Genomic DNA, 10,945 nt, shown 5'->3' with positions numbered 1-10,945 from the left:
ATGCCTTGGCAGTAAGAGGCGATGAAGGACGTGATACTCTGCGATAAGCCATGGGGAGCTGAGAATAAGCTTTGATCCATGGATTTCCGAATGGGGAAACCCACCTGAAACTTGATTGTTGTTGCCCTCGGGCAGTCAACAGTTGGGTTAACCAGGTATCTTTTACCTGAATACATAGGGTTTAAGAAGCGAACCCGGGGAACTGAAACATCTAAGTACCCGGAGGAAAGGAAATCAACAGATACTCCGCTAGTAGTGGCGAGCGAACGCGGACCAGCCGAGCCTTGAGAGTGACGAGAACAGATTGGAAAGTCTGGCCATAGCGGGTGACAGCCCCGTATCGGAAGCTCGATGGGACATATTAAGTAGGGCGGGACACGTGAAATCCTGTCTGAAGATCGGGGGACCACCCTCGAAGGCTAAGTACTCCTTACTGACCGATAGCGAACCAGTACCGTGAGGGAAAGGTGAAAAGCACCCCGACGAGGGGAGTGAAACAGTTTCTGAAACCGGACGCCTACAAGCAGTCGGAGCCCCCTTGAGGGGTGACGGCGTACCTTTTGTATAATGGGTCAACGACTTGGTCTGTCTAGCAAGCTTAAGCCGTTAGGTGTAGGCGCAGCGAAAGCGAGTGTTAAATGCGCGACTTTAGTTAGACGGATCAGACCCGAAACCGAGTGATCTAGGCATGAGCAGGATGAAGGTACGGTAACACGTACTGGAGGTCCGAACCCACACCTGTTGAAAAAGGTCGGGATGACTTGTGCCTAGGGGTGAAAGGCCAATCAAACTCGGAGATAGCTGGTTCTCCGCGAAAGCTATTTAGGTAGCGCCTCGGATGTATTCCTTGGGGGGTAGAGCACTGCATGGATGATGGGGGCCCACAGCCTTACTGAGTCTAAGCAAACTCCGAATACCCAAGAGAACTGTCCGGGAGACACACGGCGGGTGCTAACGTCCGTCGTGGAGAGGGAAACAACCCTGACCAACAGCTAAGGCCCCCAATTCGTGGCTAAGTGGGAAAGCATGTGAGACTTCCAAAACAACCAGGAGGTTGGCTTAGAAGCAGCCATCCTTTAAAGATAGCGTAACAGCTCACTGGTCTAATCAAGAGGTCTTGCGGCGAAGATGTAACGGGGCTCAAGCCACGAGCCGAAGCTTTGGATGCACCTTAGGGTGCGTGGTAGCGGAGCGTTCTGTGATATAGAACGCTGCCTCTTTTGATCCTCACGGATCAACGGAGGCAATGTTCTGACTGTGAAGCCGGGCCGTGAGGCATCCGGTGGAGTGATCAGAAGTGAGAATGTTGACATGAGTAGCGACAAACAGGGTGAGAGACCCTGTCGCCGAAAGTCCAAGGGTTCCTGCTTAAAGCTAATCTGAGCAGGGTAAGCCGGCCCCTAAGGCGAGGCCGAAAGGCGTAGTCGATGGGAACCAGGTTAATATTCCTGGGCCAGGAGATGGTGACGGATCCCGAGGGTAGTTCGATCTTAACGGATTGATCGGGCTGCTTAGGGGTCCCTGGAAATAGCCCTCCACAAGACCGTACCCGAAACCGACACAGGTGGACTGGTAGAGAATACCAAGGCGCTTGAGAGAACCACATTTAAGGAACTCGGCAAAATACCTCCGTAAGTTCGCGAGAAGGAGGCCCGGTTTTTGCGCAAGCAGAGGCCGGGGGCACAAACCAGGGGGTGGCGACTGTTTACTAAAAACACAGGGCTCTGCGAAGCCGTAAGGCGACGTATAGGGTCTGACGCCTGCCCGGTGCCGGAAGGTTAAAAGGAGATGTGCAAGCATTGAATTGAAGCCCCGGTAAACGGCGGCCGTAACTATAACGGTCCTAAGGTAGCGAAATTCCTTGTCGGGTAAGTTCCGACCTGCACGAATGGCGTAACGACTTCCCCGCTGTCTCAAATGTGGACTCAGCGAAATTGAATTGTCTGTGAAGATGCAGACTTCCCGCGGTTAGACGGAAAGACCCCATGCACCTTTACTACAACTTCGCACTGGCATCAGGATTGCGATGTGCAGGATAGGCGGTAGGCTTTGAAGCGGGGACGCTAGTCCTCGTGGAGCCATCCTTGAGATACCGCCCTTCGCACTCTTGATGTCTAACCGCGGCCCGTTATCCGGGTCCGGGACCCTGCGTGGTGGGTAGTTTGACTGGGGCGGTCGCCTCCCAAACAGTAACGGAGGCGCGCGAAGGTTGGCTCAGACCGGTCGGAAATCGGTCGTTGAGTGCAATGGCAGAAGCCAGCCTGACTGCAAGACTGACAAGTCGAGCAGAGACGAAAGTCGGCCATAGTGATCCGGTGGTCCCGAGTGGAAGGGCCATCGCTCAACGGATAAAAGGTACGCTGGGGATAACAGGCTGATGATGCCCAAGAGTCCATATCGACGGCATCGTTTGGCACCTCGATGTCGGCTCATCTCATCCTGGGGCTGGAGCAGGTCCCAAGGGTATGGCTGTTCGCCATTTAAAGAGGTACGTGAGCTGGGTTTAGAACGTCGTGAGACAGTTCGGTCCCTATCTGCCGTGGGTGTTGGAGACTTGAGAGGAGCTGCCCCTAGTACGAGAGGACCGGGGTGGACGTTCCACTGGTGGACCAGTTGTCGTGCCAACGGCAGTGCTGGGTAGCTATGAACGGACAGGATAAACGCTGAAGGCATCTAAGCGTGAAGCCCCCCTCAAAACAAGGTCTCCCTTGAGAGCCGTGGAAGACCACCACGTCGATAGGCCGGAGATGTAAGTGCAGCAATGCATTCAGTTGACCGGTACTAATGGCTCGATAGGCTTGATTTGATCCGGAAGAAGACAGACTGTCTTCCTCCCATGCATCCTTGGACAACAAAAACCCCGAAAGGGGCGACGCTGAGCGTGTCTTTCCCGGTCTGGTGGCCCTAGCGCGAGCAAAACACCCGATCCCATCCCGAACTCGGCCGTTAAGTGCCGCTGCGCCAATGGTACTGCGTCTCAAGACGTGGGAGAGTAGGTCACCGCCAGACCTGGTAAGACACGCAAATATCTCTCTGATAACGATGAAAACCCGATCAGGACAAAACTGGCGCGGGGTAGAGCAGCCCGGTAGCTCGTCAGGCTCATAACCTGAAGGCCGCAGGTTCAAATCCTGCCCCCGCAACCAACGAAATCTGCAACAACGACAAGCCAGCGCCCCAAGGGGCGCTTTCTCGCATTGGACCAGCAGGTTGCAGGAGCTGTGCGGCCTCGCTGTGCAGCTCGATCCGCGCCTTGTCCGTGGCGCCATCCTCCGGCGTCTCCTTCAGGAGCCGCTCGACCTCAGCCGCGAACTGGGCCGCGAAACTCGTCGTCATCAGGCCTTGGCGCAGGCGCGCCAGCACCCGCGTCTCCAGCTTCTCGCGCGTGATCGTGCGGCTGTTGCCGCACTCCTGCTTGCCTTGTGTCTTGCGACGATAGCAGCCGTAGCGGTCCTTGCCGGTGATCGTGTAGCCGCCGCCGCAGCAGCCGCAGGTGACGAGGCCGTTCAGCAGGTAGCGCGCGCGGTGGCTGTCGTTCAGCGGCGACGTCTTGCCCGCGTACTGCGCATGCGTCTCCTCCAGCCGGTCCTGCACCTTGTTCCAGATGTCGTCGGACACGATCGCCGGCTCAGGAACCTCTTAGTAGACGATGTCGTCCGCGTCCGCCGGCCGGGAGATCCGGTTGCCGGTGTCCGCGTTGCGAAGGAAGCGGTTCCGTCCATAGACGAGGATGCCGACATAGGCCTCGTTGCGCAGCATGCCGTCACGCTTTCTGGCGTTGCCGCGGATGGTGCTGTCGTTCCACTTGCCTCCGGAGGGGGAGGGGATGCCATCCTCGTTCAGGCGGGCGGCGATATGGCGCGGCGAGAGGCCGTCGGCGTAGCCCTCGAAGATCCGGCGCACGATCGACGCGCGCTCGGGCACGATCTCCCGGTTGAGGCCTTGGCGCTCCGCGCGATCCGGTAGCCGTAGGCCAGCCCCGCCGTGACGCGGCCTTCCCTAGTGGTGCCGATCTGGCCACGGCGCGTCTTGTCCGCCGTCTCCCGGGACTGGTGCTCGGCAATGGCGCCGAGGAACGGGATGAGCTTCCAGTCAAAGCGCCCCCCGTTCGACGCATAGAGGTCGATGCCGCGGCCTTCGAACCACTCGGAGATCACGCTGATGTCGGCGGCCCGCCGGCCGATGCGCTCGATCCCCTCGACGATCACCGCTGCGATGTCGCCCTGCGCCGCACGCGCCTTCATTGCTGTGAGGCCCGGGCGCGAGCGGGGCTCAGATGGGTATTCGGGTCGCCTTACGCCGACCGATCCGCGGCATGATGGGGGCTCTATCTGCAACCTGGAGCAAAGTCATGTCGCAACAGCACTTCGCCGGCCTTGATATCTCCGTCAAGGAGACCGCCATCTGCATCGTCGACCAGCAGGGCAAAGTCGTTCATCGTGCCTCTGTCGAAAGCGACCCTGTCGTTATCCGAGAGCACCTGCTCGACCTCGGCCTTGCCTTTGGGAGGGTCGGCCTCGAGGCCGGGCCCCTCTCGTCCTGGCTCTACGCGGGGCTGGTCGATGGTGGTCTCCCGGCGATCCTTGTCGAGACCCGTCACATGCACGCCGCCCTGTCGGCCCGGATCAACAAAACCGACCGCAACGATGCACTGGGCATTGCGCAGATGATGCGCGCGGGCCTGTTCAAGCCGGTCCATGTGAAGTCCCCGGCCAGCCAGCAGCGCAGACTGCTGCTGACCTCGCGCAAGCTGTTGCAGCGCAAGGCCTACGACATAGAGAACGATCTGCGCGGGCAAGTGCGCACCTTTGGCTTGAAGATCGGCGTCGTGGGCGCGGCAAGCTTCGACGCGCGGGTTCGCGAGCTCGTCGATGACCATTCCGCAATCGCAGCCGTTGTCATTCCGCTGCTACTGGCCCGCGAAGCGCTGCGGACGCAGCTTGCCAGACTTCACAAGCTGCTCCTCGACACCGTTCGTGTTGATCCCATATGTCGCCGCCTGATGACAGCGCCCGGCGTGGGCCCGGTGGTCGCGCTCACCTACCGCGCCTGCGTCGACAACCCGGCACGCTTCAGCCGATCAAAGAACGTGGGTGCCCACTACGGCCTGACGCCAAGGCTTTACCAGTCCGGCGAGGTCAGCCGGACAGGCCGCGTCTCGCGATGTGGCGATGCCATGATGCGTGCTGCTCTTTATGAAGCAGCGCTCGTCTTGCTGACCAGCCCGCGCGGCCGCTGGAACTCCCTCAAGGCTTGGGGCATGGGCGTGGCGCGGCGCCGGGGCATCCAGAAGGCGGTCGTGGCTGTCGCTCGCAAGCTGGCCATAGTGCTCCATCGTATGTGGCGGGACGGCACGCAGTTCCGCTGGAGCGCTGCCCAAACTGTTTAACCGAACCGACACCTTATCGAAATCTCGAGCTCCTCCGTCGCAGGAGGTCCCTGCGGGGACGACGGGAGCGGGCGAGACCGAGGAAACTCAAGCAGCAGTCCGACTGACTGATTGCGCGGCTCAGATGGCTCCGCCCACTTCCTCTGATCCCATCATGAGGCGGCAGCAAAGCCGACCTCGGAGAGAAGCAAGAGCTCCGCAGGCCTGACCTTCGGACCGTCGCACAGGCTCAGCAAGTGGAGTTGACACATGACCCCCGAATAGAGAAGAAGTTTCCCCGGGCCGCCTCCGTCAGGATCAGTTTGTCCAGCGTCAGGTCTGACACCGCACGCCTGAGCCGTTCATTCTCCTGCTGAAGGCGCTTCAGCTCTTTCAGCTGGTCTACGCCCATTCCGCCATATTGCTTGCGCCAGCGGTAATAGGTCTGTTCGACAACACCAAACCGCCTGATCGCATCAAGACGGGACAGACCTTGCCCCATCAGAACCTCAACCTGACGCAACTTCGAGACAATCTCCTCCGGCTTCGGTCGCTTGTTGGCCATTCTCGATCCTCCGTTTCCTAAACATAACGGCGGTCCACTTCAGTGGGGGAGGATCAACCGGCTCGCCCTGGATCGAGATGCCCGCGAGGTATGCTCCGCCCACCACCTGTTACAACGGCTCCGTTCGCTGGCGAAAGGCGTGGATTTGGGACCGATTTTTCCGAGCGGTTGCAGAAGCTTGCGACGGTGACGTCGTCATGATCGAATCGACCTGTGTCCGTGTTCACCTGCACGGAGCCACGGGAAAAAGGGGGGTGGAGACGATGGCGGCATGGGACGTTCCCGAGGTGGCCTCACCAGCAAGATCCACGCCCTCGTCGACGCGGAGGGTAGCCCTGTCATCCTGCGCCTGACCGGCGGCCAAGTTGCGGATTGCACCCAAGGCGAAGTTCTGATCGACAGCATCGGCGAAGGCGACATTCTTCTGGCCGACAAGGGATACGACACCGACGCGATCCGGGCAAAGGCGGCGGAACGTAAGGCTTGGGCCTAATATCCCGCCGGAAACGAACCGCAAGGGCTTCTTCGCCTTCTCGGGTTGGGATTACCGGAAGAGAAACCTCGTGGAGCGGTTTTTCTACCGAATCAAGTAGTTCCGCGGGATCGCAACGCGATATGACAAGGATCCAGCCAACTTCCTCGCCGCCCTCAAACTCATCGTGGCCAGGATGTGGTGCCAGAGCTTACGGGTCGACGCCCTCGTTTGCCGACGTCGCCAGCGGCACCTGATAGGTCTGTTGCAGCGCATCGAGCGCGCGCAGCACTTCGGCAAAGTTGCGGCCGACCGCCCATCTGTTCTTCAACGCCGGCGTCGAAGCGGGACAAATCCTGTTCATCGTGGCGCTTCTCATCGCCACGTCAGCGCCCAAAGCCATCGCCCCGCGCCCGAGCATGATTTTGTATCAACGTAGTGGAAGGCTTCGCAGCAAGGCAGCCGGCAAGCCTTTGACGAGCGCGCAGAACGTCAGGATCTACCACGCCGACAGCCGAGGCCATCACAAGCAGTTCCATCGCCGCGCGCAGGTTCGATGGCGGCGGCATCTGGTCACGCGGTTCGATTGCGGCGATCAGTGCGTCTGCCATGTGCGCCTCGAGCCAAGTGAACAGCTTATGCGGAGCCTTTCCAGACGCAGTGTCAGGCTAGTGATCCGACCATCCGCTGCTTTCAGCAAGGCAGCATGCAGGTCGGCGCCACCTCAAGGACCTCTGCTCGCCATTCACTCCCTATTTCCCGCTCCGGCAGATCATGCGCGCGTCGCTTTCCGAGAAACGCGGCGACCCCGGCAACCGGACCGAGGAGCAGCGCTCTGCAGGGCCCAAGACCACAAGGCCCAACATCGCGCCTCCAGCCTGTCCCGCGCCAGGCAGACCGCGACGGAGCTTCAGGTCGATAAACCAGCCATGCCGGCAGATCCTTGACTGGGATCTGCTCTGCCCAAGCCTTACGCGCTGCGCGTGCTCCGCCGATGATCGTCGCATAGAGCGGCACAGGCACACCTGCCAACCCGGCGGCAGCCTCAAGCGATCGGTCCATGAGGATCTAGACATAATCAAGGTCGAGGTCGCGCGCGGTCGTCACCATTGGCAGCCAGGGTTCGGCCAATGCTTGGGCCTGTGCGGCCAGATCAGTATCGGTGATAACCGGAGAGTCAGGGTGTCTTGCGAAATCAATGTGGGCGGCAGCGCGGTCAGCCTGCACGCCGTCCTGAGGCCCGGCGACACGGTTACCCGGCAGTCGCGCATTGCCGAACGGCAGGACATTGATATTGACCCGGCGTTCCAAGTGCTGGTGGATCTATGCCTGCCAACTGACCTGCGCCCGGTGCTGAACCCGCGCAGCCTGTTGATCCGCCAACACACCGGCGCGGAAGTCCAGCGGATCGAGAAACATCCCGCCAACCAGGAATTTGAATGCAGAGCCTCGACTGTGTTGGGCTCGCCGCGATGTTGCATCGGCTGTGCGTATTCTGTGCTCGTCAGGCTGCACCCGATGGTGAAATACGGACTAGTCTAACTGTTCGTGCAAGCAGAGTTGGGACTCTGATGCCCGCTCAGCATGAGTGACGGCCTGACCCGTGCCCTACGCATGTACGGCTTGACCGAGTTGCAGGACCGCTATCTGGCGGGCCGTCCAGTTAGAACATAGAAGGCCTGCTGAAGGGCGCGATGTTCTTGACCGGAGAGGCCCTAGATCATCCACACGCAGGCGACCTTGGCTCTTGGAAAAAAGGCCGGAGGCGCGCCATCTGCGCCTCCGGCAGCCAAAAGAGGTTGCTCATTGGCCAAGCCTCCCTAGAGACCTGCATTGCCCTCTTCCTGCTGGTTTGACCCCTTTTCGCCCAGCGCTGAACGGATAGGGACACCTGCAGGCCACACACAGGTCAACTCGGAAGCTACGCCCGCCGCAGAACGATCATTGTCATTTCGGGGGGTACGCCAAAGCGGAAGGCAAAGCCTGGTGTGTGCCCGGTTCCATTGCTGACATAGATCTGCATGTCGCCCAAGTGGTAGAGGCCCGAGACAAAGCCGCCGTTCATCCGGGCGACGAGGCGGCTGAGCCCGACAGCCATGCCGCCATGGGTATGCCCGGACAGTTGAAGATCGACGCCGGCCCGGGCGGCGCGCCGGGCCAGTTTCGGCTGATGCGAGAGGAGCAGAACGGGCGCACCTTCCGGCGCACCCGCCAAGGCGAGGGACAAGTCCGGTTGGGCCTCCCCATATCCCCCCGCGGCAAGATCGGTCACACCGGCCACCACCAGATCGGCGCTGCCGCGGCGGATCACGACATGGCTGTTCGGCAGGGGGCGCAGGCCAAGGGTGGGGAAGACCGCCATCCAGGCGTCATAGTCGAAGTAATACTCGTGATTGCCGGGGACCATGTACACGCCGTCCGGTGCCTTTAGCAGTTGCAGGGGCGCGACGTCATCCTGGCGCCTGTCAGGCAGGCCATCGACCAGATCACCGGTGATCGCCACAAGATCGGCGCCTTGGTCATTTGCCAGCGCCACCACCTTGGTTGCCCAACCGGCGGGAAAGAGCTTGGAGATGTGAAGGTCCGAAAGCTGCAGGACCCGGTAGCCGTCAAGCTCCGCTGGCAGATCCCGAATGGCGACTTCGACTGTGGTGACTGGGGGAAGCCGCAGGGCCTGGACCACGCCCAAGCCCGACAGGCACAGGACCGTCGCGCCCATTGTCAGGCGCATCCATGGGGCAGGGCGGACCATGCGGCGGGCGGCCAGCGATCGCAGGACTGTCACGACATCCAGCGCCACTTGGGCGACGGCCAGCATCAGGACCGAGGCAAAGAGCCAGCTGAGCGCGATGATCATCGGCCGCGGCAGTTCGATCGGGTCCAGCGCGCCGGTCAGCAGCTGGCTGAAGACGCGATTGACCGCGACCACCAGCACCAGCGCCATCAGGAGGTGGCGCGGCAGGCGGGCGATCGGAAGCCTGCCGACGAAGCGGAGGGCGACGATCAGGCCGATGACCAGGGTGGCTGCATGGAATGTCAGGATTTCCGGCGAAAATGGGCTCATCTTGATCCTGGCACGAGTGCGGCGACCTTGCGGGTGTCCTGCAGGTGCTGCATCCGCCTACAGGGCCTGGTCGAGGGTTCTGCTTGCCACGAACATAGGGTGGAAGGAACCCTGCAGGGGCGGGGCGACGGGCCCTTCAGGGGACATGGCCTTCACGATCAAGGTATGCACGTCCTTTTTGGGACCACCGATCCACCCACCCAAGGCAGAAGGCGGTTCCGCTGCCCGCGGGCAAGGGCGCCATCCCGAGCGTTTGGAATGGCCCCGTGCCGTATTACCCGCCGGTCGCCTCGAACAGCTGGCCGGTCGAATAGCTGGATTCCGCACTGGCCAGCAGCACGTAAAGCGGCGCGATCTCGACCGGTTGGCCCGGACGACCCGTGGCCGTGGAAGCGCCGAACTGCGGGATGGCATCGGCAGGCTGGCCGCCCACGACCTGCAGCGGCGTCCAGAACGGGCCAGGCGCCACGGCATTGACCCGGATCCCGCGCGATGCCAGTTGCTTGGCCAAGACCTGCGCATAGATCACGTTGGCCGCTTTCGTCTGGGCATAGTCGAACAGGTTCTCGGGCGGTTGTTCAGCGACAACCGAAGCGGTGATGATGATCGAGGCCCCGGCCTCCAGATGCGGAAGCGCGGCCTTGGTGATCCGGAAGGGCGCATAGACGTTGGTCTTCATGGTCTGGTCGAAGGTCTCGTCCGAAATTTCCTCGATCGAGGGCGCCGATTGCTGGAAGCCCGCATTGTTGACCAGGACATCGAGGCCGCCCAAGGCCTCCACCGCCTGCTGCACCAGCTCCTGGCAGAAATCACGGTCGGTGATGTCGCCCGAAATGGCCACAGCACGCCCACCCGCCTCCTCGATCAGCGCAACGACCTCCTGCGCGTCCTGCTCTTCGGCAGGAAGATAGTTGATCGCGACATCCGCTCCTTCGCGCGCGAAGGCGATCGCGACCGCACGTCCGATGCCGCTGTCGCCGCCGGTGATCAGCGCGCGCCGCCCCTCAAGGCGGTTCGAGCCGCGGTAGCTGTCTTCGCCATGGTCGGGAACCGGGTCCATCTTGCCGGCAAGACCGGGCCACTCCTGTTGCTGCTTGGGGAAGGGCGGCTGAGGATAGGCCGTCTGCGGATCGCGCATCCGGGTCAGGGGCGCTGCCTCGGCAGCCTGCCCGTTTTCTTGGGCACTGGCCGCTCCGGCGAATCCGACGGCTGCCAGGCCTCCGGCCACTCCGCCCATCAACTTGCGCCGGGCGGGATCTTGGGGCGTGTCTTCGGTCATGAGGATATCCTTGTTCACGGAATGGTCGTCCTGCCAGATGCTGACGACCCTTGAGATCGCCGCGACCGATCCCCTGCCGCCTGACCGGTCACCAATGGGACCATGGGCAGGCAATTGGCAGACGCTGGACGTAGGCTCCAACCTCTGCTCCCCCGGCGCGACGTGCTAGCGACGGGTGGCGGAGGATTATGTTCCGC

At 61.4% G+C, this 10,945-nt stretch carries 8 protein-coding genes, 1 tRNA gene, 2 rRNA genes and 4 pseudogenes (1 of these 15 cut by a window edge); 6 read left to right on the top strand and 9 right to left on the bottom strand.

All coding sequences use genetic code 11. The features are described from left to right. The 3 genes from ACNR9W_RS11630 to ACNR9W_RS11620 form a co-directional block, all read left to right on the top strand. Positions 1-2,806: ribosomal RNA gene (locus ACNR9W_RS11630) — 23S ribosomal RNA — on the top strand (it extends 28 nt beyond the left edge of the window). A gap of 88 nt (positions 2,807-2,894) precedes the next feature. Beyond that, positions 2,895-3,009: ribosomal RNA gene (gene rrf / locus ACNR9W_RS11625) — 5S ribosomal RNA — on the top strand. Positions 3,010-3,069: 60 nt separating this feature from the next. Continuing rightward, positions 3,070-3,146: transfer RNA gene (locus ACNR9W_RS11620), tRNA-Met, on the top strand. On the opposite strand, the gene ACNR9W_RS11615 is transcribed toward ACNR9W_RS11620, so the two are convergent. From ACNR9W_RS11615 to ACNR9W_RS11605, 3 genes are read right to left on the bottom strand one after another with little or no spacing between them, the layout of a single operon-like run. After that, positions 3,103-3,594 carry a zinc ribbon domain-containing protein gene (locus ACNR9W_RS11615; RefSeq protein WP_458478736.1) on the bottom strand — a complete coding sequence of 164 codons (492 nt, stop codon included), beginning with the start codon at positions 3,592-3,594 and terminating at the stop codon, positions 3,103-3,105. The two genes, ACNR9W_RS11620 and ACNR9W_RS11615, sit on opposite strands and share 44 nt — an antisense overlap. Before the next feature lie 45 nt (positions 3,595-3,639). Beyond that, complete coding sequence (locus tag ACNR9W_RS11610; RefSeq protein ID WP_419271725.1) at positions 3,640-3,903, bottom strand: recombinase family protein; 264 nt, start codon at positions 3,901-3,903, stop codon at positions 3,640-3,642. Then, positions 3,840-4,244 carry a recombinase family protein gene (locus tag ACNR9W_RS11605; RefSeq protein WP_458478491.1) on the bottom strand — a complete coding sequence of 135 codons (405 nt, stop codon included), beginning with the start codon at positions 4,242-4,244 and terminating at the stop codon, positions 3,840-3,842. Before ACNR9W_RS11605 ends, ACNR9W_RS11610 begins: the two co-directional genes overlap by 64 nt. A 107-nt stretch (positions 4,245-4,351) precedes the next feature. On the opposite strand from ACNR9W_RS11605, the gene ACNR9W_RS11600 reads away from it, so the two are divergent. Then, a complete protein-coding gene (locus ACNR9W_RS11600; RefSeq protein WP_419267144.1) occupies positions 4,352-5,389 on the top strand; it encodes an IS110 family RNA-guided transposase in 1,038 nt (345 codons plus the stop codon). 262 nt (positions 5,390-5,651) lie between these two features. On the opposite strand, the pseudogene ACNR9W_RS11595 reads toward ACNR9W_RS11600, so the two are convergent. Further along, a pseudogene (locus ACNR9W_RS11595) lies at positions 5,652-5,933 on the bottom strand (transposase); the annotation flags it as partial. A 56-nt stretch (positions 5,934-5,989) separates the two neighbouring features. Between ACNR9W_RS11595 and ACNR9W_RS11590 the strand changes: the two are divergent. Further along, positions 5,990-6,613: pseudogene (locus ACNR9W_RS11590) on the top strand (IS5 family transposase); the annotation flags it as partial. A 21-nt stretch (positions 6,614-6,634) separates the two neighbouring features. Here ACNR9W_RS11590 and ACNR9W_RS11585 read toward each other — a convergent pair. Next, positions 6,635-6,721: pseudogene (locus ACNR9W_RS11585) on the bottom strand (peroxidase); the annotation flags it as partial. A gap of 70 nt (positions 6,722-6,791) precedes the next feature. Then, positions 6,792-7,016 carry a hypothetical protein gene (locus ACNR9W_RS11580; protein WP_419267146.1) on the bottom strand — a complete coding sequence of 75 codons (225 nt, stop codon included), beginning with the start codon at positions 7,014-7,016 and terminating at the stop codon, positions 6,792-6,794. Between the two features lie 571 nt (positions 7,017-7,587). Here ACNR9W_RS11580 and ACNR9W_RS11575 point away from each other — a divergent pair. Further along, the gene (locus ACNR9W_RS11575) at positions 7,588-7,947 is read left to right on the top strand and encodes a hypothetical protein (protein WP_419267147.1); all 360 of its coding nucleotides are present in this window, start codon (positions 7,588-7,590) and stop codon (positions 7,945-7,947) included. Positions 7,948-8,124: 177 nt separating this feature from the next. Here the strand turns inward: ACNR9W_RS11575 and ACNR9W_RS11570 are convergent. From ACNR9W_RS11570 to ACNR9W_RS11560, 3 genes and pseudogenes are all read right to left on the bottom strand, one after another. Next, positions 8,125-8,212: pseudogene (locus ACNR9W_RS11570) on the bottom strand (IS5/IS1182 family transposase); the annotation flags it as partial. A 114-nt stretch (positions 8,213-8,326) separates the two neighbouring features. Then, the gene (locus ACNR9W_RS11565) at positions 8,327-9,469 is read right to left on the bottom strand and encodes a metallophosphoesterase (RefSeq protein WP_419267148.1); all 1,143 of its coding nucleotides are present in this window, start codon (positions 9,467-9,469) and stop codon (positions 8,327-8,329) included. 274 nt (positions 9,470-9,743) lie between these two features. Further along, a complete protein-coding gene (locus ACNR9W_RS11560) occupies positions 9,744-10,748 on the bottom strand; it encodes an SDR family oxidoreductase (protein ID WP_419267149.1) in 1,005 nt (334 codons plus the stop codon). Between the last annotated feature and the right edge of the window lie 197 nt (positions 10,749-10,945).

It is taken from the genome of Paracoccus sp. T5, from assembly GCF_048538155.2.
In the GTDB taxonomy this organism is placed as follows: Bacteria; Pseudomonadota; Alphaproteobacteria; order Rhodobacterales; family Rhodobacteraceae; genus Paracoccus.
This window is presented reverse-complemented; position numbering and strand designations above follow the sequence as displayed.

Excerpts from the sequence above, each read along its gene's own strand:
- ACNR9W_RS11580 (WP_419267146.1), bottom strand. The coding sequence starts at position 7,016 with ATGGCAGACGCACTGATCGCCGCAATCGAACCGCGTGACCAGATGCCG.
- ACNR9W_RS11565 (WP_419267148.1), bottom strand. The coding sequence starts at position 9,469 with ATGAGCCCATTTTCGCCGGAAATCCTGACATTCCATGCAGCCACCCTG.
- ACNR9W_RS11605 (WP_458478491.1), bottom strand. The coding sequence starts at position 4,244 with ATGAAGGCGCGTGCGGCGCAGGGCGACATCGCAGCGGTGATCGTCGAG.
- ACNR9W_RS11600 (WP_419267144.1), top strand. The coding sequence starts at position 4,352 with ATGTCGCAACAGCACTTCGCCGGCCTTGATATCTCCGTCAAGGAGACC.
- ACNR9W_RS11560 (WP_419267149.1), bottom strand. The coding sequence starts at position 10,748 with ATGACCGAAGACACGCCCCAAGATCCCGCCCGGCGCAAGTTGATGGGC.